Source organism: Ruegeria sp. H6, from assembly GCF_056532975.1.
In genome coordinates this window covers 605992-630271 of the sequence record NZ_JBQFOA010000002.1, presented here as the reverse complement: position 1 = coordinate 630271, position 24280 = coordinate 605992, and the positions used below count along the sequence as shown (strand labels likewise).

Sequence of the window (24280 nt, the reverse complement as noted above, 5' to 3'; positions counted from 1 at the left end):
CAGCCATGGACACGATTCAGGAAATCTTCTTTTTGCCACCGATGGCGGTTGCGCGGCTGGGGCCGGGTGAGACGCCCTTGGAAAGCTATGAATGGCAGCAGGACCGAGACGCCCATGGCAACAACAAGACCGTCATCCGGTCGAACTTAACCCTGCGCGAGAACGAAGATGGCAGCATCTCGGCCTTTCTGCCGGATCCCAATTCGATCCGGTTTCGCGACAAAGGCGGCGCACTGCGGCCCGTGGCTCCGTTCTTTGAGTTGTGGGCGCGGATGCATGACCCTGACAATGGGGATGAGTACGAAACCCCGGTGACGCTGGATTTTCTGGAAACCCAGGGACTGTCGCTAAAAAACATCCGCTATACTGTTGCGGTAGGCAACCAAAAGGCTGAGCGCCGCACCGGGGATGCGGCCTGCGGTTTTCGCGCAAGGGTCGAGATTGCGGGCGAAGATTTCTCGCCCAAACCCCTGTTGGCGTTCAGCCCTCATACTTCAGAGCAGCAGCCGATGGTGTATGAACACAGCCCGATCCCGCTGGGGCATATCCGTGCGATCAAACCGGTGGAAGGCATTGACACTCCACCCGGCAACGACCCCGTCGACCGCAGCATATTACGGCTGCGTTTCATGCCCCCAAAGGGCGAGGTTTATGGTCCGCCCGACGCGGCCTATGGACCGGCAACTCTGGCGGTGCCGAGCTATCAGAATGACCCGCCAAAATCCGAATATGGCCGCATTCATGAGATCGTGCCCGAGCAGAACCGCATCCTGAACCCCGACACCCCGTGGTCGAAATGGATCATGATGAGTGGCACCTCGGACGACCCGGAGCCCCACGACAGCTATGATGGCGCGCGGGTGGGCAACGATCAGTCCTGGGGCGTGGCCGATGACACCAGCGACGGCGTCATCGAAGCATCGCTGTCGGTGCGTGGCGAGAGGTTCACGGCGCGGGCCAACATCATGACCGGGCCGCCGGATTTCGCGCCGGATTGCCGCCCGTTCTATAGCCTCGAAGACGACCTTGCCGATCGCGACCTGTCGTTGGTGAGAGTGACTGACGACAATTATCAGGACGCTAAGGCCGAAGTGGTCGATATCTTCCGCCGCGCGTTTGAGACCAACAGTCTGATCAATCTCGACGACATCCGTGCCCAAGGGCTGAAGGACAACGCAACGCTGCAGGCCAAGACCAACATGCCGGCTTTTCCGGGCCTGCCGTCCACCAACGCGGCGTCGATGACCGAAGAGGACGCCCGCGCACCCGACAAGATACCCGATCTGATCCGCCCGCAGCCTGTCTCGGTCTTTTCAAACTCGGTGCCTAACGAACGTCTGCCCTATACGGTCGCCACGAAGTTCGTTCATGAACAGCTGATCGACGAAGAAAACCTGCTGGATTTCCTGCGTCGTCGCCCGGATTTCGTCAAAACCCTATTGCGACCGCCCTATGGCATCCTGACAGAGCTTGAGACGAACCCAAGCCCGGATCAGGTGCCCAACCCCAAGTTCCGCGATCCACGCATCATTCGCGACATGATGCACGACGCCCGAATGCCGCCCTATATGCGCGATTCCAACTACTACCCTCTGTCTTTGTCGAGGCGTCAGTACCATCTGGTGATCTCGTTCATCGACTATCTCGTGGCCCATGCGCCCGCTAAGGAACCGGAGGTTTAAGATGACTGATCAGCCTGATCCAATCCGCCTGACGCCCCGTAACCTGACCGCGCGCATGGCCTATAAGGTGCCGGGCAATCCCGACAACACGCGCATGGACGGATCGGTCGGGAACTGTTTTCCCGGTCTGGAAATGGATGTGCGCAACTTGGATCGCCGGTTCTTTCCCGGGCTGGTGTTCAATGCCGTTCGCGTTCCGCTCAGCCCGGTGCCAGAGGCGCCGAAGAACTCGCAGGGGTTTCACCTCGTGTTCGTCGACTACTTCTACGACCCCATGCTGCCCGACAACAGCCCTGAGGATTGGGTGCAGACCCTGCTGCGCGACTATAGCGGCGCGGTCGGTGAAAACCTCAGCAAAGGTCGGTGGTTCCTGTCTTGGGTCGAACAAGGCGGCAAGCGGATCACGTTTCAGGACCCGAACGGTGATCCCTATGACGGGCTGATGGTCTGGCGCTTTATCCGCAGTCTGGAATGCGGCGACGACCATCCGATTTCAATTGCGTTGGAACGGCGCAATCATGAAGGCGTCGTGGATGCCGAACAGGTCGTTCTGCACGGATACCGCCGCCAATATCGTACTGACGCTGGGGTGTTCAGCGGTGCCTACGATCCCGGAGAGCTGACCCAAAGCCTGTGCAATCCCTGGTCCCATGATTTTCGCGATTGCGGCTGTCATTATTGGCCTTCGAACCACCCGGACGTTGTCATGGCCGAGGTCGCACCAGATGACCAATTGGCCACCGGACAATCCAGTGACCCGGTCGCGGCGGAAACCTATCTGGATTGGCTGCGGTCCGATAAATCGCCGTCCGGCAACGTGGCGGCGCTCAACACCGTCGAACAAAACCGCCCCTATCAGATTGACCACTATCAGGTGAACCAGATGTGGAGCGAGCTGCCGATTGTGGTTGAGGGTCGCGAAACGGGCGAGGTCTACACCGCCGATCCCGAAACGCGGAACATGACGGCCTATGGTGATGAACTGGAGATGGCAAATGACCTGAAAGACCGGTTGGCGCCGATGGAAATGACCCTCAGCCTGCAATACCTGTATTCGTATTTCTCGCTGGCCGATCCGGACACGGTGGATACCAACCGCTGGCCCACGCTCAAAGATGATCTGATTTTTGCACGCCGTGCGATTATCGAGGTCGCCATCGGTGAAATGACCCATATGCGCTGGGCGAACCAGCTGTTGTGGGAGCTTTTGGGCGATGACTACGAGCCGGTTCTGACACCCTCCAATACGTTGCGGATCGGGCCGGGCGACGGGCGGGAATACCCGCGATCCCTGCGGCCTTTGACAGGTGATGTAATCGACGAATACATCGACATCGAAAGCCCGGATGGGGCGATTGACCGGGCCTATGCCCGATGCGTTGCGACCCTTGACCAGCTCAAGGGTAAGGACGACCAGCTTTATGCGCTGGCAGTTCGCATCGATACCGATGGTGACGAGCATTTCCTGCGGTTCAAGCAAATGCGAGAGGTCCTGCGCAAGTATGAGACGGGGCAGGGCACACCTGCCTATCTGCGGCCCGTGCGGGTCGGGTCAAAGACAGAAACAGCCGAGGCGCTGGCCCTGTTCGATCAGGTCAAAGATGGGCTGCGGAAGGCCTATCAGCTTGAAGCGAAGAAGCAGTATGAACAGTCCCAAATCTATATCCAGCAGGTGCGCGACACCATGAAACTGCTTCGGGTCGAAGGCGAACGGCTGGCCACCGAAGGTATCGGCATCCCCTTCTGGACGGAGGGTGAAGGGTGACGCACCCGTCCGCACATGTACATTTCTTTGAGACGGCGCATGGTCAGCACATGCTGGCCGTGGATGGATCGCGTGTGTTTGACGTGCCCGACGGAACGTCCGCGCAGTTTGCGTCCCAGGGGGAAGAAGATCAGCGTGCCTTTCTACACTCGATGGGGCTGGACGGTGCGCCTTTCATCCATGATGCACCGCCGGAAAACATGCCGGTGCGATCCTTGTCGCTGGCGGTCGCGCAGAAATGCAATCTTGCCTGCACATATTGCTACGCCTCGGGCGGAGAATTCGGCGGCAAGGCGCAGAATATGGAGTGGCAGGTCGCCCAGGCCTCAATCGACCGCCTGATTACAGATGCGGACCCGGGCGACCGGATCAACCTTGCCTTCCTGGGGGGTGAGCCGCTGATCAATCGCGATCTCATCCACAAGGCAACCGACTATGCTGTGCGTCATGCGCAAAAAGCTGGCGTTCGGGTTGGATTTTCGATCACCACCAATGGCACCCTGTTGCGCCCCGAGGATGCCGAATTCTTTGAAACCCAGGGCTTTGCGGTGACGATCAGCCTGGATGGCGTCGGGGCCACCCATGACCGGTTGCGCCCCAACCGCGGCGGGCGTGGAAGCTATGACACGATCCTGCGCCGTATTGAGCCCCTGCTGGCCCGGCAACAGCGGATGCAGGTCGGCGCGCGGGTGACTGTCACGCCGCAGAACATGGAACTGACCGAAACGCTGGAGCGGTTCGTTGCCATGGGATTCCACTCGGTCGGGTTTTCGCCAATGCTGGCCTCTCCCAACGGTCAGCATGAATTGGCGACCGAGGATCTGGCCCTGATGCTGGACCAGATGATGGCCTGCGGCGCGCTTTTTGAAGCGGCCGTGATCAGCGGGCGGCGCTTTCCGTTCTCGAATATGTCCTCGGCCATGCAGGAAATCCATCGGGGCACCCACCGTCCTTATGCCTGCGGTGCGGGAGCGGGGTATTTTGGCGTCTCGGCCAGCGGCGGTCTTTATGCCTGCCACCGCTTTGTCGAAGACGAGACCGGTGCAATGGGCAACGTTTATGCCGGTCCGAACCTGCGCCGGGACAACTGGCTGGCCGAACGGCATGTGCATACGCAATCCCCCTGCAATACCTGCTGGGCACGGTATCTATGCGGGGGCGGGTGTCATCACGAGGTCATCAAGCGCGGGCGCCCGGCCTGCGACTACATCCGTGGTTGGCTGGACTATTGCCTGCAAGCCTATGTCCGTCTGTCCGAAGCATGCCCGGACTATTTTGGCGAGCAAGCCGCCAAATCGGCCTGACCCGAGGCCGCTAAGCCATGCCCGATATCCAGACCGAAATCTGCGTTGTGGGTGGCGGCCCTGCCGGGGCGGTCACGGCGTTACGGTTGGCGCAGCTGGGTCGGCAGGTCTGTCTATTGGAAAGCGCGGCATTCCCACGCCCGCATGTGGGCGAGTCTCTGACGCCTTCGGTCTGGCCGATTTTGGAGATGCTGGGTCTGACGCAGATCGTGGAGCGGACGGGTTTTCTGCCCTCATCAGGCTCGGTTCTGCAGTGGGGCGGTACGTTCGAACGACGCGGGCCAGAGGCGCAAGCCAAAGGCGGGATGGTGGATCGCGGGCCGTTTGATGCGGTTCTGCTGTCAGCCGCCAGTGCGGCCGGCGTAAAAGTTTTGCAACCCGCCAAGGCCCACAGGCCAGCGCGCCGCCAAGGGGGCTGGGTTATCCCTGTGCGGTCGGAATCGGGTGATACCACGGTACGCGCAAAGGTTCTGATCGACGCCGCAGGGCGGCAAGCGGGTTTGGGTCGAAAATACCGTGCAGCCTCGCAACCTTTGTTGGCGCTATATGCCTATTGGCAAGCTCCACCGGGATTTGGCGCGCAGACTCGGGTTGAAGCAGGTGAGAGCCATTGGTTTTGGGGCGCTGCGCTGCCGGATGGGCGTGTCAATGCCATGGTGTTCGTGGACCCGGCGGATTGCACCGGGCTTTCTCCGGGCGATCGGCGTGATCTGTACCTTAACCTCTTGTCCCGGTCCGTGCTTTTGTCACCCTGCCTGGAACAACGGCGCATCGGCCCTGTGCGGCGGTGCGATGCGACCAGCCTGTTGGAAACGACAGAGCCCGCGACCGACCTGCTGCGGGTGGGTGAAGCCAGCTTTGCCGTGGATCCGTTATCGTCGCAGGGCGTGCAACTGGCTATGGGGCAAGCCATTCAATGCGCGGTCGTCGCCAACACGGTTCTGTCCCGACCGACTGACACCAAACTTGCTTTGGAATTCTACCGAGACAGGCAGGTAGAACGGGCCAAGACCCACGCCACACTGGCAGCGGATTTCTATGCCAACCATGCGCGCGTTGCGCATACGCGCTTTTGGTCGGACCGGGCCCAAACACCGGATTGGATACCCCGACGCATCACGCCCCCTGACCCCGGAGCGTGGCCAGAGCGGCAGCGGGTTGTTTTGGCACCGGACGCAAAACTGAGAACCGAGGGCATTCAAACCGACGCATTCATCGTACCCGGTCAGGTGTTGGCCCATCCTGATTTGCCGCGACCCGTTGGCATGCTGGACACCCAGCCTCTGGCCCCGTTGATCGAGGGGCTGACAATCCCGGCGACCCGCCCGGAAATTCTGGCGCGCTGGGCGCATCTTTTGCCAGCCGAACGCGCCGAGCGGTTCCTGGACTGGTTCTGGCGCAATCGAATTTTGCAGAAGGCTTAATCGCGGTTTCCTCGGACCCGTGAATCGCCTAATGTCCCGTCACGTTGCGAATATCCGAAACAAAGAGGTCACATGTCGCGTTTTGATGGGTACTTCCTGCGGCAATTGCTGATTTTGTTCGGGTTTTTCACCCTTGTTCTGGTTGGGGTCTTCTGGATCACCCGCTCGGTCAGCCTGTTTGATCGTGTGATCAGTGGCGGTCAGTCCGCACTTGTGTTTCTTGAATTCACCGCCCTGACATTGCCGACCTTGATCCGCACAGTGATGCCGATGGCCGTTTTTGCGGCGGCTGTCTACGCCACCAATCGGCTCAGCCGCGAAAGCGAGATGACGGTGATGCTGGCCACGGGGTCCAGTCCCTGGCGGCTGGCGCGGGCGGTGTTCCTGTTTGGCCTGTGTGCGGGATTGATGATGGCGGTGATCAGCGTTTTTCTGCGCCCGGCCTCTGTCGATCAGCTTGAGCGGCGGCAGGCCGAAGTGGCCGGTGACGTCACCGCGCAGTTGCTGAATGAAGGTGAGTTTCTCCATCCGGTCCGGGGGGTTACGGTCTATATCGGTCAGGTTGATCTGGACGGAACGCTTCACGAAGTCTTCGTGTCCGACAGCCGCGATCGCGACAATCCCGTCAGTTATTCCAGCGCCACCGCCTATCTGGTCAACGACGGGGTGGGTATCAATCTTGTGATGCTGGACGGTATCGCCCTGCGGCATGATAAGGCTGGCAACACCTTGTCATCCACGCTGTTCGACGATGCGTCGTATGACATCACGCAAATGACGAATACCGATGAGATGGGCCAACGCAGCCTCGAAGCGATACCCACGCTGGAGCTGCTGCAAAACCGAACCGTCGTATCAGAGGGCGACTGGCACACTGAAGGCCAGCTTGTCGAAGAACTGCACCAGAGGTTTTCCTGGATCGCGATTTCGGTTGCGGTGGCTCTTGTCGGCTACTCGACCTTGATGCTGGGCAGTTTCTCGCGTTTTGGACTTTGGCCGCAGATATTGGGCGCGTTTTCTGTTCTGACCCTGCTTGAAGGGGTTCGTGGGTTTGTTGCCCCTCTGGTTATCGCAGACCCCAAGCTGTGGTTTCTGCTTTATGTCCCTGCGCTGATCGGCGTCTTGCTGTCTGGCTTTTTCCTATCCATCGCTGGCCGCCCGATCTTGCCGAACCGCAGGCGTAAAATGGCAGCGGCCTAGCAGGATGCCATCAGGCGATAGACGATCTGCGCGGCGGTGAAATCCCAGGCCGCGTTGCCATCCGGGGCCAGTTCGACGACATCGAATCCTACGCATTTCCGCCCTTTCAGCGCGTGTTCCACAAGGCGCAGAGCCTGATAATATCCCAAACCGCCGGGAACGGGGGTTCCCGTCGCAGGCATGAGAGAGGGGTCGAGCCCATCCACGTCAAAGCTGACATAGACCAGCTTGGGAAATTCTTCGGGCAGGTCTACTGAGTGAATATTGCCTGTGACCAGCTCTTCGGCGTCGACGTGAAAGACGTGGTTTTTCAGGCGGCTTTTAGCCTCTTCGGTCGAAAACGCGCGGACACCGAATTGGGCCAGCCGGATGCCTTTTTCGGCCAGCAGGTGCATGACTGATGCATGGCTGTGCTTCTCGTCCTGATAGGCGTTGCGCAGGTCGGCATGGGCGTCGATCTGGACGATGCCGATGGGCTGGTTCAGCGCCCGTGCCACACCCATGACAGCACCATAGCTGAGCGAATGTTCTCCGCCCAGCGTCACAGGCACCTTGCCCGCGTGGATTGCAGCCTCGGTGCGTTGGGCAAGGCGTTCCATCACGTCGGGCAGCGGTCCCGCGCAATCCAGCGGGTCTTCGGTAAAGATGCCCTCGACGCAGGGTTCCGCGTGGCCGGTGATGCGTTCCAGCTCGTTGCTGGCCTCGATGATCGCCTCGGGGCCTTTGGCGGTGCCCGATCCGTATGAAACGGTGCGCTCGAGAGGCACTGGGATCACCCGGAAACGGGCGTCTGCGCTGCGTTCCGCGTCGGTCAGTTCACTGTCGAGGAAAATGCTCATGAAAGGCGGTCCTTGAAGTCGTCATAGCCAAACTGTTTGATGATTTTCAACTCATCCGTTTCGCTGTTCCACAAGGCGATGGTCGGCAGCGGCACCCCGTTGAACGTGTTGGTCTTGACCATCGAGTAATGCGCCTGATCGAGGAAGGCAAAGCGCTGGCCGATTTCCAACGGCCGGTCCCATGTATAGTCACCGATCACGTCGCCCGCGAGGCAAGAGGGGCCGCCGAGGCGGTAGGTATGGCATGCGTCGGCCTCGTCCAACAGCGCGGGGCGATAGGGGGCTTCAATCACGTCGGGCATGTGGCAGGTGGCCGAGATATCAGTGATGGCAAGGTTCATGCCGTTGGTGGGCAGGTCGAGGATTTCGCCCACCAGAATGCCCGCATCCAAGGCGACGGCTTCGCCGGGTTCTAGGTAGATGTCGATATCGTATTTCGCGCGGATGGCTTTGATGAACTCCACCAGCCCGTCACGGTCGTAATCGTCGCGAGTGATATGATGTCCTCCGCCGAAATTCAGCCATTTGAGATGTGTGAGGAACGGTTTGAGCTTTTGTTCAACGGCGTCCCACGTCCGTTGCAAAGGTTCGAACCCCTGTTCGCAGAGCGTGTGCATGTGCAACCCATCCACGCCGGTCAGGGTTTCGGTTGTCAGTTGGCTGATCGGCGTGCCCAGTCGCGAGCAAGGCGCGCAGGGGTCGTATTTTGGGATCTCGCCTTCGGAATGTTCGGGGTTGATGCGCAGGCCGACTTGAACTTGGGCTGCTTGGGCTTTGTTCAGGAACCGGTCCTTTTGCGCGGGAGAGTTGAAGATGATGTGATCGGACAGCGACAGAATTTCGTCGATGTCGGCGACTTTGTAACCGGCGCAGAAGGTTGCGACCTCACCGCCATATTCCTCACGGCCCAATCGGGCCTCGTAGATGCCACTGGCGCAGGTGCCGCCGAGGTGCTGACGCACCAGTGGGGCCAGCGAGAACATCGAAAATGCCTTGAGCGCGCTGAGCACATGTGCGCCAGAACGGGTGCCGATATCGGCGAGGATGGTGAGGTTGCGTTCGATCGCTTTTTCATCGACCACGAAGCAGGGCGTCGGAACGCGGGAGAGGTCGAACTTGCGGAAGGCGCCGGCATCTCCGGCCTGTGTGGTCATCATGTCGGACATATCGGGCGTCTCCGTCGGGTGGAGAGGCCGGGGGGCCAGCCCCCCGGGCCCCCGGAGTATTTCGGAAAAGATGAAGATCAGAACTCTACCGGGCCGTCGAGTTCGTGGACCTGCCACGGCAGGCCGTGGGTGTTCAGCATATCCATGAAGTCATCCGGGTCGAGCTGTTCCATGTTCCACACGCCGGGTTCGCGCCAGTTGCCTTTCAGCACCTGAGCGGCACCGATCATGGCGGGGACGCCGGTGGTGTAGCTGACGGCCTGGGAGCCGACCTCGGCATAGCAGTCTTCGTGGTCGCAGATGTTGTAGATGTAGAAGGTCTTTTCGCCCGAGCCGTCCTTGGCCTGACCCGTGGCGATGTCGCCGATGCAGGCTTTGCCCTTGGTTTCCGCGCCCAGATCGCCGGGGTCGGGCAGCAGGGTTTTCAGGAACTGGATCGGGATGATTTCCTTGCCGTCATGAATCACCGGGTCGATGCGGGTCATACCGACGTTTTCCAGCACCTTGGCGTGGGTGATGTAAGCGTCGCCGAAGGTCATCCAGAAGCGGGCGCGCTCGATCTCGGGGAAATGGGTGCTGAGCGACTCCAGTTCCTCGTGATACATCAGGTACATGTTTTTGGGGCCGATGGCGGGGAAGTCGAACTCGACCTTGTGGGTCATCGCTGGGCTGTGGTGCCATTTGCCGCCTTCCCAGTGGCGCACCTCGGCCAACACTTCACGCAGGTTGATCTCGGGGTTGAAGTTGGTGGCGAATTCCTGATCGTTGCTGCCGCCATTGGCGTCCAGCACGTCGATCTGGCGGATCGTGTCCAGCTTGTGTTTCTTGAGCCATGTGGCGAAGACGGATGTCACGCCCGGGTCAAAACCCGAGCCGAGGATGGCGGTCAGCCCGGCCGCTTTGAACCGTTCCTGATAGGCCCATTGCCAGTGGTATTCGAATTTGGCCTCATCCTCGGGCTCATAGTTCGCGGTGTCGAGGTAGTGGATACCGGCCTCAAGGCAGGCGTCCATCAACACCAGATCCTGATAGGGCAGGGCAAGGTTCACGAGGATTTCAGCGCCTGTTTCCTTGATTAGCTTGACCGTATCTTCAACCTTGTAGGCGTCCAGTTCAGCGGTCTTGATATCCACGCTGACGCGATCCTTAACGGCCGCGGCGATGGCGTCGCACTTTGATTTCGTGCGGCTGGCCAGAGTGATCTCGGTAAAGATGTCCGAGTTCATCGCCATCTTGTGCACGGCTGCGTGGGATACGCCGCCTGCGCCGACAACCAGTGTTTTGCCCATGGTCTGTCTCCTTCTTATTCGTAGTAGGTGTAACCGTTGATGGAGTCGCGATAGGCGCTCATCAGGGTTTTGCGGTCTTTGGCTTGCAGAGTACCGGTCGAGATCGACTCGTCCACCATTTTGCGGAAGGCGGCGACGCAATCCTGCGGGTCAAACTCCACATAGGACAGAACTTGGCTGATCGTGTCGCCCTCTTGTTCGTGCAGCAGGTCGAACCCGCCATCGGCGCGCAGGTCGATGGTGACGACATTGGTATCACCGAACAGGTTGTGCAGATCGCCCAGCGTTTCCTGATAGGCGCCGACGAAGAAGACGCCCATGAAATATTCGCCCTCATCGGGCAGGGAATGCACCGGCAGGCTGGGCGAGACGCCATCCGCCAGAATGAACCGGTCGATCTTGCCATCGCTGTCACAAGTGATGTCGGACAGGACCGCGCGACGGTCGGGGGCTTGGTTCAGACCCTGTAGCGGCACAATTGGGTGCAGTTGATCAATGGCCCAGACGTCCGGCAGGGATTGGAACAGCGAAAAGTTGCAGTGATAGATATCGGCCACTTTCTCAAGCTGATCATCCACATCCGTGTCCAGATCATCGCTGGCAGCCAGCGCCTTGAGGCGGGCCATCAGCGACAGATAGATACGTTCGGCGCGGGCCATCTGCCGCAGGTCGACATAGCCGCGCCGGAACAGGGCGCGCAATTCGTTGCGGTAGAAACTGGCGTCGTTCCAGCATTCCTGCAGACGGTCGCTGCTGAGGTAGCCGTGAACGGCGGCCAAATCCGAGACCATGTGGTGGTCGTCGGGTTCAACCTCGGGTCCGGTGGGCGCATCATAAAGCGTGGTTTCCAGCACGTTGAACACCAGCATGGAAGAGGTCGCCACCACGGCCCGCCCGCTTTCCGTGACCAGTGTCGGGTGAGCAATCTCGGCCTCGTCCATCGCGTAAGCCACGGTTTCGACCACGTTGGCGCAGTATTCCTCGACCGTGTAGTTGATCGAATTCTCAGCGGCTTTCTTCTCGCCGGTGTAATCCACACCCATGCCGCCGCCAAGGTCCAGATGGGTCAGCGGTACGCCCTCGCGTGCGAGCTCGGAATAATAGCGGCACGCCTCACCCACGGCGCGGCGCACGTCGTTGACGTCCTGTACCTGTGAGCCCAGATGCGAGTGCTGCAGCTTTAGGCAATGCAGCAGACCGGCGTCGCGCAGCTTGTCCACTGTGGCGACCAGCTGATCGGTGTTCATGCCGAAAGCCGAGCGGTCGCCCGAGCTTTCTTCCCATTTGCCACTGATCTGGTTGGTCAGTTTCACCCGCACGCCCAGCAGGGGTTCAATTCCCAACTCTTTGTACACAGCGATCACGGTATCGGCCTCTTTGGGGCTTTCCAGCACGATCACCGTGTTGAACCCGATCTTGCGTGACAGGATCGCCAGTTGGATGAACTCGGCATCTTTGACGCCGTTGCAGACGATCAAAGCCTCAGGCGCCAGACGGTGCGCCAGTGCCACCACGAGCTCCGGTTTGGACCCGGCCTCAAGCCCATAGTTGTATGCCTTGCCGAACGCGACAATCCGGTCCACGACCTGCGCCTGTTGGTTCACCTTGATCGGGAACACGCCGCGATAGCTGCCGCGATAGCCCGCGCGGGCAATGGCCTCGGCGAAACTTTGGTTCAGATGGGCAATCTCGTGTTCCAGATAGGACGCCACGCGCAGCACCATCGGTGCCTTGATGCCGCGGTCATCCAGATCCGCAAGAATGCCGGGCAGGCTGATTGCCGCTGTTTCAGGGGCCATTGGGTTACACAAACCGATTTCGCCCTGATCCGTCACCTCAATGAGGCCTTTGCCCCATTTCTCAACCCCGTAGACTGAATGCGGTGCGTCAGGCGTCTGTTTCAATCAGTCAGGTCCTTGCAATGGGCGTGCCGGTTTCGCGCTCGCCAATAAGGCAGGCTTTTGATTCTTCCAAGTGTAATCTAGTCGACCGGGATCAATGGGCCTAGCGGCGAAGGCCAACCGGGACAAGATGATTGTCCCATTGGCAGGAGGGATGCGAAACCTGTTTCACGCCCGAACGTGTGAGTTGACCAATTTGGCCGGTGCCCGTGGTGTAGATCAATTCTGAAAAACCAGTGCCCAAACCACAGACATCTTCCAGAGCGAACGTGTCGACCAATTCGCCCGTGCTGACATCAAAGCGATGCAGTCTGTTGCCACGGGGGCTGGTGATGGCGACTTGCGCGCCATCTGGTGAAAACGCGACGCTGCCTGCGTAGCCCTGCATCCGGGCCTGTTGCAGGTCCGGGGCTGACAGCAGGCGAGGCGCGGTGCCTCGCTTGTGCAACCCAAGCAATGGTGGGTGGTCCGCCTTGTCGCCCTGCCACTGCATTGCGAACGCCACCAGCCCGTCCGGGCGCGCGGCAAGGTGGCGGATCGAGTTTTTGCGGAAGCTGTCGGGCAGCTCAACCTGTTCAAGAATTTTGCCGTCCAGATCGCAGTAGGTCAGGTTGGGGGCCATTGTCGGCAAGTTCAGCTTGGTCCGTCCCGTATCCGGGTGGGTTTCGATGCCGCCATTGGCGATGGCCATTGTCTGTACGCCTGGCATCACCACCATGTCGTGAGGCCCAATTCCGCCCGAATAGAACCCACCCAGGCGTTTGTATCCGTTGGCGGCATCCCAGACACCGATCACGCCTTCACCGGCCTCATAGTGGTTTTCGGTTGTAAACAGTAGGGTGCCGTCTGCCGAGAACTGGCCGTGGCCATAGAAATGGTGGTCGGTTGGGGCGGTCAGGCGCTTGACCTCCTGACCGCTTGTGCAATCGACGACCAAGGCAAAGGTTCCGGGCCGTCGTGCGAATGCTATCGCAACGGCTTGATCGGGATGGGCCGTGGCAGCGTGGCCTCGGGCGGGCAGGGGCACGGTGAATGTGATCTCTCCGGTCGTTGTCAGCCCGGCGAGACGAAAGTTTGCATCGGGGAACAAGGCGGCGGCGAGAAAGTCCGGTGTGCCCACTGCTGACCAGCCGGGCACAGGGGCCAAGGTCATAGCGGCCAGCCCGGTCAGGAATTTACGTCGGCTGGGCGCAGGCATCAATCACCGTCCAGCGCGTTGAAGCCGGCGCTGATCCCCAATGTTGGGCCAAGCTGCGTCGCCGCGATCGCCTGAATATCAAAGATGGATTGCTGCAACGCTTCGATCCGGATGCGGCCCAGCGGGTCTGCGACCCCCGCAAAGGCCGGATCCTCCAACGCCTGCGCGCGCGACAGAGCCCGGTCAAACGCGGCTGCAAGTTCCTTTGCAATATCGGGATGACCCACCGCCAACCGTGCGCCCAGATCCTGCAAAGCGACGAGTGACAGTTCGACATGACGCAGTGATCTGGCAGACCGGCGGGCTTCGGCCCGATTGGGCCTCGGGCGATCGAAGCTGCCCAGCGGGCGACCCAGCCGTGTCGCGGCGGTGAATTCCAAACCCGTTGAAAACGCCTTGAACAGCTCCTGCATTGCCTCGGCCTCGCTGCGATATCGGCTATCGGGGCCGGGGTTGATCAGGGTCTGGGCGTAGCCTTCCCAATCTGCGTTGATGGCGTCGGCGTTGCGGTCAATATCCACAGTGATCGCCTGAACCAGCGAACAGAAGTATTCGGCGCTGCCCGCATCGGCAAATGCAGGGTCGTACATGACGTATTCCAGTGCAAAAAACCCGCGCCCGGCCACCGAGGTCTCGGCAAATTCTGTCGGGGTTTCGACAACCGGATCCTCGGCCCGGATCAACGCGGTAAGGGCCTTGGCCGTGAACCCTTTGGTGTCGGGCCAGAAGGCCAGCGAGAACGCACGATCATTGGTTTCGGACGGTCCAAATCGCAAATGGCTGACGGTGATCCAACTATCGAACGCCGCCGCAAACGCTGACCTCAGTTCGGGTGACGTGACCGAGCAATCTTGCTGCGCGGTATCCCGCAATTCCTGCGTATGCGCGGCCAGTTGCGCGTAACGGGGCAGGATATGGGCCTGTGTGACGTCCTCAAGAACCGCTATGTCTGCCTGCGCAGATGCAGGGGTGGCAAGCGCCATGAAAATGGCAAGAAAACAGCGTCGCATGTCAGAGACTTTCCAGAAAACGGATCAGGGCATCACGATCGGCTTTGGGCATGGACACTACGTTGTCGCGTGCGGTCTGCGCTTCGCCGCCGTGCCACAATATGGCCTCCAACAGGGACCGTGCGCGCCCGTCATGCAGGAATTGGGTGTGGCCAGAGACGCGTTCGGTCAGGCCAATCCCCCAGAGCGGGGCTGTGCGCCACTCGCGACCATTTGCGCGGGCCTCGGGCCGGTTGTCGGCAAGACCTTCGCCCATGTCATGCAGCAGCAGATCGGAATAGGGCCAGATCAGTTGGAAACTGTGTTCGGGCCTGTCCTGCATCCGATGCGTGACATGTGCTGGTGTGTGGCACGCGGCGCAGCCTGCGGCGTGAAACACCTCTTTCCCGCGCAGAACCTGCGGCTCATCCGTGTCACGCCGGGCGGGAACACCCAGATTGCGGCTGTAGAATGCGACAAGGTCCATGCCGACCTGATCGATCTCGAACCCGCGTATGTCGGTGTCTCCGTGGGGCGCCTGTAGGCAGGCCTGTTGAAGATCAGTGCAATCGCCATGGGCCGCCGGAAAAAGCGGGGTCGATATTCCGATATCCCCGGAAAAGGCGGCTGCGGATTGCTCCATTACGGTGGGCATTCCGGCTTTGTGACCAAACCGGCCCATCATCGGTTGGTCGAATTCCTGTGACCAGACGATATTTGGCCGCCCCGAAATTCCATCGCCATCCAGATCATCTGGATCTGCCGTGGCCAGCAGGGACTCGACAGGAATGGATTCCAACAGCCCCAGACCGATCATTTGCGACGCAATACGCGGGCTGAGCATCGCCTCCGGATGCAGCGGGCCATAACCCAGATCCGCCGCCCGATAGGTTGGCCGCCTCAGAGTCGCGGTCTCGCCTTCGGACAGCGCAACGGGAACCTCTTCATAGGATATCTCCAGCCGGTATTCGGCGGGATGCCCCGGCAGGGCGAAATCCTGCAACTGGCTGCCATAAATTGGCTCGGGCAGGGTGGCAAAATAGTCTTCGATCCCGGCGGGGGCATCATTGGCATCGCCGGGAATAGAAACCCTGAGGAACATCGAAATGGCGTTGTCATCCGGCCCGTTTGGCGTGTGACCGCGACCATCCTTGATGTGGCACCGCTGGCAGGATCTGGCGTTAAAAAGCGGGCCAAGCCCATCCGAGGCCAGCGTGGAAGAGGGGGAAGACACCCAGATTTTCTTGAACAAGCCATTGCCGACCTTGAAGTCGAGCTCTTGTTCAAAGCTGATATTGGCAGACGGTTGCGAGAATGCGTCGGCATCCGTGCGCACACGAACCGTTGCGGCCCCGGCCGAAAGCTCTTCGAACTTTTGCGGCGCGTTGAAATCGGCCGGAGGCGCGGTCACAGCCGCAATCCGGGCGCGTTCGTCGTCAGTTCTGGGCAGGAAGTTCAGATGTGGGTCCGCAAGCTCGGTCGCAAGGGACGGGGTGGCCGCAAGGGCGGCCACCGACAGCCAGGCAAGCTTATTCGCTTTCGTCCATAGTAGAGGCGTTGAGTTGCGCATATTTGGCTTCGCCGATCCTTTCGTGCAGATCCAGCTGCGTTTCCAGAAAGTCGATATGCCCTTCTTCATCGGCCATCAACTCTTCGAACAACGCCATCGAGACATAGTCGCCCACGCTTTGGCAGTGTTCGCGTGCTTCCTTGTAAAGTGCCCGTGCGTCGATCTCGGCGGCGAGGTCACATTCCAGCGTTTCCTTGGGGGTTTGCCCGATCCGAAGCGGGTCAAGTTTCTGCAGATTTGGGTGACCTTCGAGGAACAATATCCGCTCGATCAGCTTGTCGGCATGCTGCATCTCTTCGATGCTTTCCTCGCGGCTTTTCTTGGCCATGCCGCTGAGGCCCCAATCGTCCTGCAGGCGATAGTGCAACCAGTACTGGCTAACGGCTGTCAGCTCATGCCGCAGAGATTTGTTCAGGTATTCTATGACTTTGGGATCGCCCTTCATATGCACTCTCCTGTGTTGCTCGGGACCGCAATGTCCGAAGCTGCATTGGGATTTCCAGATTATCGTCTGACCGCATCGTGTCCAGAAACAAAGGCATACAGCCGCCACAGTCGGGCGACTTGCCAAGGGCGTGATAGATCTTGCCCGGCGTGATCATGGTCTGAGGGTCGGCCGTCCGCATCCAGTCGATGGCGGCACGTATGTCGTGGTCAGAGATGTTGGTGCAATGGCATACGATCATGGCGACTCAGCCTGCTCACGGGTTTCTGAGTTATTTAGTAGGTTATCTAAGGTCAGTCCAGTTATTAGGTACAACTGTTCGTGACCGGTGGGTCAGGCGCATGACACACACGCCTGACCGCAGGGTTTAGTGAAACACCGCGTCGGGGTTATCCAGGCTGTCAGAGCCTTCGAACTCGATCCCGTCCAGTTCCAGGGCGGTTACAATGCGCTCGATGGTTCTGGTCTGATCTACCAGCCCGTTGACGCCCCCCATGATCAGCGCCTCACCGCCCTCATTTCCGCGCTCCAGCATCTGATCGTAGGCAAAGCCCGCTTCGGCGGTCGATTTGATACGACCCAGAGCCTGCATGGTAGTGGCCAGCTTGGCCTTCATCTCGGTATCCAGCGCCGGGTCGGATGCGATCACCAGATCAGACAGCGATGCACCCGAGACCGAGGTGCCGTCGATGCGGGTGTAGCTGCCCAGATAGACGTTCTGAATGCCCAGGCCATCGTAGTAGTGGCTGTTGTGGGTGTTGTCGGCAAAGCAATCATGCTCTTCCTCGGGGTCATTCAGCATAAGGCCCAAGCGCATACGCTCACCCGCCTGTTCGCCATAAGACAGCGAGCCCATGCCGGTCAGCATGGCGCTGACGCCTGCCGCTTCGTCTGCGGTCAGGGCGGCCCGTGCATCGCCACCTTGGGCCCATTGCGCGGTGATCCATTCCAGATCGCTGACCAACAGATCGGTTGCGGCACTCAGATACTGCGCCCGACGGTCGCAATGGCCATGGGTGCATTCATCGCCTTTGGCATAATCGGTCCAGGGGCGGTTGCCAGCGCCAGCGTCGTGGCCATTCAGGTCCTGACCCCACAGCAGGAATTCGATCGCGTGATAGCCGGCGGCCACATTCGCCTCGATTCCATCTGCTTCGTGCAATGTGCCGGACAGAAGCTCGGGTGTGATTTCGCTGGCGTCGATCGTCTGTCCGGACAGCTCGAAGCTGGGGTTTGCGACGACGTTCAAAGCGGCAAATTCGTTTTCATCGGTCGGGCCGCCGTAAGATGCGTCGACATAGTCAATCAGGCCTTCGTCCAGCGGCCAGGCGTTCACCTTGCCTTCCCAGTCGTCAACGATTGCGTTGCCAAAGCGATAGACCTCGGTCTGCTGGTAGGGGACGCGCGATGCAATCCACGCGGCGCGGGCGGCGTTCAGGGTCGCGTCCGATGGATTTGCGATCAGGGCATTGACCGCCGTTTGCAGACGCTTAGCCGCGATCAGGCTGTCTTCGTATTTGGCCTCGGCAATGTTGGCATAGGTCTCGATGACCTGCGCTTTGGACGGTGCGTCGGCAAGGGCGGCACTTGCGATACACAGAGTCAACGCGCTTGTCGCTGCAAAATATCGGATCATTGGATCAACTTTCCTGTTGGTACAGAGGGCAAGGCCCGATCCGGGCGCTTGTGAATAGCTGATTTTCTGAGTGAAATTGTCATCTATGTCAACCTGAGTTTTATTGTCAGGATAAAAGATCGCGCCACCTCCCCATAAATGGCGGGGCGCGGAGCCGCCTTGCGCATTGCGCAGCCGCAGCAATCCAATAGAATGACACCAGTTGATCTTTGCGTCGGTGTTTGAATGAAATGTGCTCTGGTTGCCTTGTTCCTGCTGCCACTTGCCGCAGTTGCCGAGGGTACGTCGGCCTCAGAGGCGCACCGCCACGGTCTGGGGTACCTGTCGATCATGGCCGAGGGCCCCGAGATCGATATCTCGCTAAAGGTTCCAAGTGCGGACATCGTCGGATTTGAACGCAGCGCTGAAACGGATGATGAACGCGCGTTGATCGCAACGGCGGTTTCGGATCTGTCAAACCCGCTGGATCTTCTTGTTTTTCCGACAGATGCAGGTTGTGCCGCATTGTCCGCCAATGTCACGCTGGTGGGGGACGTCTTTGGCCAGGAAAGCCAGGACACCGGCGAAAAACACACCGAGTTTCACGCCGACTACAAGCTGCAATGCCAGAACATCGCGAATATTGGTGAGATTGGATTTGAGTATTTCGACCGGTTTTCCAAGACCAAACGGCTTCGGGTCGAGGTGAAATCGGACAGCGGGACGCGTGTCTATGACGTGGAATCGCAAAAGCCGGTTCTGGATATATCAGGTCTTCTTTGACGCGATTTGATTCTGTGAATTGGCCGATTTAAGCAACGCACAAAACATCACGAATGCGAGACTTTGGTGGTTGCAGGTTGCCCCATCGGTGTTGCGCAGGCAGGTTTGTGCCGACACCATTCTGAACCGCAACCAACCTGTATCTGGTAAATGAATCTTCGTGATCTCCAATACGTGCTCGCTGTGGCCGAGCATCGAAACTTTACCCGTGCTTCGCAGGCCGTTGCGGTCAGCCAACCCGCGCTGTCCAATCAGATCAAAAAGCTTGAGGCCGAACTGGGCGTCGCCATCTTTGAGCGCAGCAAGGATGGCGTGCACCTGACCGCTTTTGGTTTGCAATTGATTGGACATGCCAAACAGATGGTTGAGGTCGCCGATACCATCAGCGATCTGGCGCGCCGCCATCAGACGACCGAATTGCCACCGATCCGACTTGGTATGACGCCCACATTGGCCGCCTATCTGTCATTCTATTTCCGTGACCTGTTTTCGCAGGTGGTGCCGGACCGCAAGATCGTCATTGTCGAGGAATACCCTGTGGCCCTCGCAAAAATGGTCGAGGATCGATCCGTCGACATGGCCTTTATCGCCCGCAAAAACTTCGATCACATCTACAATGGGTCGAAACGACAGGTCGAGTTTACCTCGCTCTGGTTTGAGCCCCTGTATCTTGCGGTGCGCACCGGCCATCCGCTTGGTAGAAAACCCAGCATTCGGGCAAAGGATGTCCCGGCCTCTCAATTGCTGCGATTTCCGATCTCGTTCGGCTATGACCTTGAACGTGATCTGCCCGAGCCGTCCGAGTCGATTACCGAGGAAACCGGTATCGATGTGTCTACCGCAAGGTTCGAGACCGTTTGCAGATACGTCGCCCAAAGCGAAGCGTGCACCATGGTCAACGCCATCGCCGCCGAACAGTTTCGACGGGACGGCTTTGGGCTGCAATTCATACCATTTGCGGATGCCGGAAATTTGCGAGAGCTTGGGGCGCTGACCCGGCCGCAATATCCAAACCCCGAGATTGTCCAGGCCATGCGCACGCGCATCGGGCGCACCCCGCCGCAGGGCACCGTCGCCAAGCGGAAAATGCCTATGGTCTCTCCAGTCTGAACGACCTTTCCATTCCCGATGCCATTTTCTAACGCCGCAATCAGGGGCGAATTCTTCTGCTATGCGCGGTGCGGGAAGGTCTATTTTTCATCAACTGGCGATACTTTTTCGTGATGAGGCGTCAGAGAATAAAAATCACTCGATGGTGAGGTTTTCATAACTCACTGAAAATATGAAAAATTCAAGGTTGAGGACCCTCGCGCTGGCTGTGACTATTTGCGTTGGCTATCGACCCCATTCAAAGGAAGAATTTCCAAAAACCCTGATGCTTCGCACTTGTTGAGACAGCGGATCGACGGCCCCTCGGTTGGACCTCCGCCTGAATTCAACTCAAGTACGGAGATCCAAATGCTATCCGAATTTCTCGCAAGTTTACGCGCCAGATTGCTGACGAGCTCGTCACTGGCACAGGAAACCGTCCGTGATGGGCAGACGCTCAGCAACGGGTTCTTCCAATCCACCATCGTCGACAACACACCGGCGTTTTTGCTCAACAACGATTTCGCGCGGCTTTTGAACTTTGGCCAGATCACGACCAACAACGCGGCTGCTGCGGTTTCGATCGAAGGTGAAAACGCGCAGGTGTTCAACTTCCGCTCGGGCAGCATCGAGGCGAACTCGGGCCCCGATGCGCTGGCCACCGGGATCAAGGTCGCCGGCAGCGCCGATATTCGCAACTTTGGCGAGATCGCTGGTGAGTTTAACGGTGTGCAGTTCGTCGGCGCAGGCAGCTCGGGCCGTCTGGACAACTTCCGGGGCGGCGTGATTTCGTCGGACAGCCGTGCAGTTGATATTCAGGGCGAAGGCGTCAGCGTTCGCAACTTTGGCGACATCATCGGCACCGGCGATCAGCGCAACGGCACGATCTACACCAATTCGACGGCCGAAGATGTCAGCATCAGCAACTTCTCGGGCGGAACCATCGACGCAGGCGAAGGCAACAATGGTGCCGGTATCTCGCTGCAGGTGGGTGACGAGGTTGGTGACCGCGTGGCCAACACCTTGTTCAACGGTTTCGGTGCGACCATTCAGGGCCGCGGTCAAGAGGCCTCGAACACTCCGGGTGCAGGCGACGGTATCCGCATCAACAACGGCGCTGACGGCACAATCTCTGAGACCGACATCGTCAACAGCGGCCTGATTTCTTCTGAAAGCAATCAGGGCACCGCAGCGGGTATCCGTATCGCTGATGGCGCCGCAGCCGAAGGGCGTATCCTGAACACCTCGACCGGTGTGATCGAAAGCGTGCGCAACGGGCTTTACATCGGTGAGGCCGAGCACGATCTGGATGTGCTGAACTTTGGTACGATCCAGTCCGACAGCCGTGCGGTGAACATCGACGGAACCGGTGTTGATCTGGTCAACGGTGGTGACATTCTGGGCACCGGCGATCAGCGCAACGGTACGGTTTATGCCGATGGCACCGCCGATGACTTCTCGGTCCGCAATCTGGCCAATGGCACGATCGACGCGGGTGAGCACAATCAGGGCTCGGGCTTTGGCGTGGAAATCGGTGGCGCCGAAGATGGCGCGAACACCTTTACGCTGGACAATGACGGAACCATTCAGGGCCGCGGTAACGCTGCTGCGAATGTGGGTCTGGCCGGTGATGGTGTCCGTATCGGTAACGTCGGAAACAGCGGTACTGCCGAAGCAACGATCACCAACTCGGGCGAAATTCTGTCCGAAGGCGCCAACGGTACGGTTGCGGGTGTCCGCGTCGTCAATGGTGTGAACTTCAAAGGTTCGCTGACCAACTCGGGCCTGATCGCAGGTGCACAAAACGGCGTCTACTTCGGCACGGGTGATCACTCGGGCGGGTCGTTCCTGAACACCGGCACTGTGACCTCGGACAGCCGCGCGCTCAACATCGACGGCTTTGGCCTGGATGTGCGCAACGAAGGTGAAATCCTGGGGACAGGCGATCAGCGCAACGGCACCGTCTATGCCGATGGCACTGCTGACAACTACACCTTCACCAACACCGGTCTGGTGGATGCGGGCGAAGGCAACAACGGCTCGGCCGTTTCGCTGCAAACCGGTGATGTGGACGGAGACGTGGTCTCGGCTGCCATCTTCAACGAAGGCACGTTCCAGGGCCGTGGCGACGCGACCGAAGGCAACCAGGTTGGTGACGGCCTGCGTCTGTTCAGCAATGTCGAAGATGCCAGCTTTGCCGGTCTGGTCCAGAACGATGGCCTGATTGCCGGTTCGGAAGACAGCGACGCAGCTGCCGGTATCCGGATCGACGGCGGGGTAGAGCTTTTGGGTGCCATCATCAACGACGGCGAAATCCGCGGTCAGGTCAACGCGATTGACGCGACCGAGGCAGGCTCAGTGACATTCGTCAACGATGACGAAGGTGTGGTAAATGGTAATGTGTTGCTGGGTGCCGGAGACGACATCGTTGTGGACCTTGGTCAGATCAACGGTGTCGTCGACGGTGGCGCAGGGGATGACGTTCTGATCGCCGGTGACGGTGACAACGTGATCGTCGGCGGCCTTGGAAACGACTTCATCGAAGGTGGCGACGGGTTCGACACAGCCGATTTCTCGGATCTGGATGTGGCCGTAACCGTCAATCTGGATGCCAATGGCAACGGCACCGCAACCCGCGATACCGGCTTTAACGTCAGTGTTGTCAATCAGGCGGTTACCGCACCCGGTCAGTTCGGGTCGGCGATTGCGGATGGGGCTGCGTTTGTCGAACAGGCTGCTGCGAACAACCTGTACTACAACATCCACACAGCCGACTTCCCGGGCGGTGAAATTCGCGGTCAGCTGCTCGTCGACAGCGACGTGACCGAGAACGGGTACCGCACCATCAAGCTGAGCGGTCCGCTGGATGCCTCGCAAGAACCGGGTCCGCTGTCTGACAGCGAAGCCACCGGGTTTGCCTCGGCAGTTGTTGTGCAGAATCTGGAAACAGGTGAGGTTACATACTCCAGCGAACTGAGTGTCACCGGCCTGAACGAAGCTGACCTGAACACGCCGATCCCGGGTGTTGTTTCTGCCATCCACCTGCACAACGCACCCGTTGGCCAAAACGGTCCGGTTGTTCAGGACACGCTGGTTGACGCAGGTGCGACGCTGGATGTGGACGCAGTGGGCGGTACCGGAGTGATCGGGCTGGATGTCATCGACAACCAGGTTGAAACCGACATCCTCAGCTCGATCGAGCGGGTCGTTGGTTCCGATGACAGCGACACGGTTGATCTGTCTGGCTTCAATGGTGTGACCATCGATCTGGACATCAACACGCCGCAGCCGGGTCCTGCATCGCAGGAAGGTGTCATCCGCGTTGGTGACGGTGCCGAGATCGAAGTTGTCGACTTCGAGAACGTCATCGGATCGAACGGTGATGACCTGATCCTGGGCAACAACGAGTTCAACATCCTCGACGGCGGTGCCGGCAACGATGCGATCCACTCGTTCGGTGGTGCAGACATCATCATCGGTGGCGAAGGCATCGATACCGCGCTGTTCACCGCAGGTCCGGGTGTTGTTCTGGATCTGGATGAAGACGGCAACGGTGTTGCACAGGTCAATGCACCGGATGGCGCAATCCTGGATCAGGTCTTCGGGTTCGAAAACATCAACGGTTCGAACAACGCAGGCAGCCCGAATGGCGGCAACGACATTCTGTCCGGAAACTCGGGGTCCAACACCCTGAACGGCCAGACAGGTGACGATGTGCTGAACGGTGAGGGTGGCGACGACATCCTGATCGGTGGCGCGGGCAACGACACCTTCGTGTTCGAGGGCGACTTCGGCAACGACGTCATCCAGGACTTCCAGGCCGGGTTTGACCAGTTGGCCTTTGGCGACTTCGAAGGACCGCTGAATGTCAGCCAGGATGGCAGCGACGTAGTCCTGTCCTTCTCTTCGGACAGCTCGGTTCGTCTGGAAGGCGTCAATGCCGCAGACCTGACAGACGACGACTTTGTCGCCTGATCAATGACCTAACGGGGTGGCGGCGCAGGTCGCCACCCTTTCACCC

At 59.4% G+C, this 24280-nt stretch carries 18 protein-coding genes and 1 pseudogene; 9 read left to right on the top strand and 10 right to left on the bottom strand.

What is annotated here, in order from left to right; translation table 11 throughout:
- Nucleotides 1-5: 5 nt before the first annotated feature.
- The 5 genes from ACR0AG_RS07750 (at nucleotide 6) to ACR0AG_RS07730 (ending at nucleotide 7375) form a co-directional block, all read left to right on the top strand.
- The gene (locus tag ACR0AG_RS07750; RefSeq protein WP_480837703.1) at nucleotides 6-1682 is read left to right on the top strand and encodes a hypothetical protein; all 1677 of its coding nucleotides are present in this window, start codon (nucleotides 6-8) and stop codon (nucleotides 1680-1682) included.
- 1 nt (nucleotide 1683) lies between these two features.
- Nucleotides 1684-3447: a ferritin-like domain-containing protein gene (locus ACR0AG_RS07745; protein WP_480837702.1), complete on the top strand. Its 1764-nt coding sequence runs from the start codon at nucleotides 1684-1686 to the stop codon at nucleotides 3445-3447.
- Nucleotides 3444-4751, top strand: a complete 1308-nt coding sequence (locus ACR0AG_RS07740; RefSeq protein ID WP_480837701.1) for a radical SAM protein — start codon at nucleotides 3444-3446, stop codon at nucleotides 4749-4751. Before ACR0AG_RS07745 ends, ACR0AG_RS07740 begins: the two co-directional genes overlap by 4 nt.
- A gap of 17 nt (nucleotides 4752-4768) precedes the next feature.
- Nucleotides 4769-6175 carry a flavin-dependent monooxygenase QhpG gene (gene qhpG, locus ACR0AG_RS07735; RefSeq protein WP_480837700.1) on the top strand — a complete coding sequence of 469 codons (1407 nt, stop codon included), beginning with the start codon at nucleotides 4769-4771 and terminating at the stop codon, nucleotides 6173-6175.
- 72 nt (nucleotides 6176-6247) lie between these two features.
- Nucleotides 6248-7375, top strand: coding sequence for an LptF/LptG family permease (locus ACR0AG_RS07730; protein ID WP_480837699.1), 1128 nt, complete (start codon nucleotides 6248-6250; stop codon nucleotides 7373-7375).
- Here the strand turns inward: ACR0AG_RS07730 and speB are convergent.
- From speB to ACR0AG_RS07680, 10 genes are all read right to left on the bottom strand, one after another.
- Nucleotides 7372-8214, bottom strand: a complete 843-nt coding sequence (gene speB, locus ACR0AG_RS07725; RefSeq protein WP_480837698.1) for an agmatinase — start codon at nucleotides 8212-8214, stop codon at nucleotides 7372-7374. The two genes, ACR0AG_RS07730 and speB, sit on opposite strands and share 4 nt — an antisense overlap.
- Entirely contained in the window at nucleotides 8211-9380 is a 1170-nt protein-coding gene (gene nspC / locus ACR0AG_RS07720) for a carboxynorspermidine decarboxylase (protein WP_480837697.1), read from the bottom strand. Before nspC ends, speB begins: the two co-directional genes overlap by 4 nt.
- Before the next feature lie 77 nt (nucleotides 9381-9457).
- The gene (locus ACR0AG_RS07715; RefSeq protein ID WP_480837696.1) at nucleotides 9458-10669 is read right to left on the bottom strand and encodes a saccharopine dehydrogenase family protein; all 1212 of its coding nucleotides are present in this window, start codon (nucleotides 10667-10669) and stop codon (nucleotides 9458-9460) included.
- Nucleotides 10670-10683: 14 nt separating this feature from the next.
- Nucleotides 10684-12573, bottom strand: a complete 1890-nt coding sequence (speA, locus tag ACR0AG_RS07710) for a biosynthetic arginine decarboxylase (protein WP_480837695.1) — start codon at nucleotides 12571-12573, stop codon at nucleotides 10684-10686.
- Nucleotides 12574-12673: 100 nt separating this feature from the next.
- A complete protein-coding gene (locus ACR0AG_RS07705) occupies nucleotides 12674-13768 on the bottom strand; it encodes a DUF1513 domain-containing protein (protein WP_480837694.1) in 1095 nt (364 codons plus the stop codon).
- On the bottom strand, nucleotides 13768-14751 hold the full coding sequence (locus tag ACR0AG_RS07700; protein WP_480837693.1) for an imelysin family protein: 984 nt from the start codon (nucleotides 14749-14751) through the stop codon (nucleotides 13768-13770). The genes ACR0AG_RS07705 and ACR0AG_RS07700 overlap by 1 nt, the downstream gene beginning before the upstream one ends.
- 28 nt (nucleotides 14752-14779) lie before the next feature.
- A complete protein-coding gene (locus ACR0AG_RS07695) occupies nucleotides 14780-16270 on the bottom strand; it encodes a di-heme oxidoreductase family protein (RefSeq protein ID WP_480837692.1) in 1491 nt (496 codons plus the stop codon).
- A 16-nt stretch (nucleotides 16271-16286) separates the two neighbouring features.
- Nucleotides 16287-16772 (bottom strand): bacterioferritin, encoded by a 486-nt coding sequence (gene bfr, locus ACR0AG_RS07690; protein ID WP_480837691.1) that lies wholly within the window; start codon nucleotides 16770-16772, stop codon nucleotides 16287-16289.
- Entirely contained in the window at nucleotides 16720-17013 is a 294-nt protein-coding gene (locus tag ACR0AG_RS07685; protein ID WP_480837690.1) for a (2Fe-2S)-binding protein, read from the bottom strand. The genes bfr and ACR0AG_RS07685 overlap by 53 nt, the downstream gene beginning before the upstream one ends.
- Nucleotides 17014-17139: 126 nt before the next feature.
- The gene (locus tag ACR0AG_RS07680; RefSeq protein ID WP_480837688.1) at nucleotides 17140-18408 is read right to left on the bottom strand and encodes an imelysin family protein; all 1269 of its coding nucleotides are present in this window, start codon (nucleotides 18406-18408) and stop codon (nucleotides 17140-17142) included.
- Between the two features lie 225 nt (nucleotides 18409-18633).
- On the opposite strand from ACR0AG_RS07680, the gene ACR0AG_RS07675 reads away from it, so the two are divergent.
- The 4 genes and pseudogenes from ACR0AG_RS07675 (at nucleotide 18634) to ACR0AG_RS07660 (ending at nucleotide 24234) form a co-directional block, all read left to right on the top strand.
- The gene (locus ACR0AG_RS07675; RefSeq protein WP_480837686.1) at nucleotides 18634-19170 is read left to right on the top strand and encodes a ZrgA family zinc uptake protein; all 537 of its coding nucleotides are present in this window, start codon (nucleotides 18634-18636) and stop codon (nucleotides 19168-19170) included.
- Nucleotides 19171-19320: 150 nt separating this feature from the next.
- Nucleotides 19321-19443: pseudogene (locus ACR0AG_RS07670) on the top strand (LysR family transcriptional regulator); the annotation flags it as partial.
- Nucleotides 19444-19530: 87 nt separating this feature from the next.
- Nucleotides 19531-20280, top strand: coding sequence for a LysR substrate-binding domain-containing protein (locus tag ACR0AG_RS07665; RefSeq protein ID WP_480837753.1), 750 nt, complete (start codon nucleotides 19531-19533; stop codon nucleotides 20278-20280).
- A gap of 348 nt (nucleotides 20281-20628) precedes the next feature.
- Nucleotides 20629-24234 carry a beta strand repeat-containing protein gene (locus ACR0AG_RS07660; RefSeq protein WP_480837685.1) on the top strand — a complete coding sequence of 1202 codons (3606 nt, stop codon included), beginning with the start codon at nucleotides 20629-20631 and terminating at the stop codon, nucleotides 24232-24234.
- Nucleotides 24235-24280 lie beyond the last annotated feature (46 nt).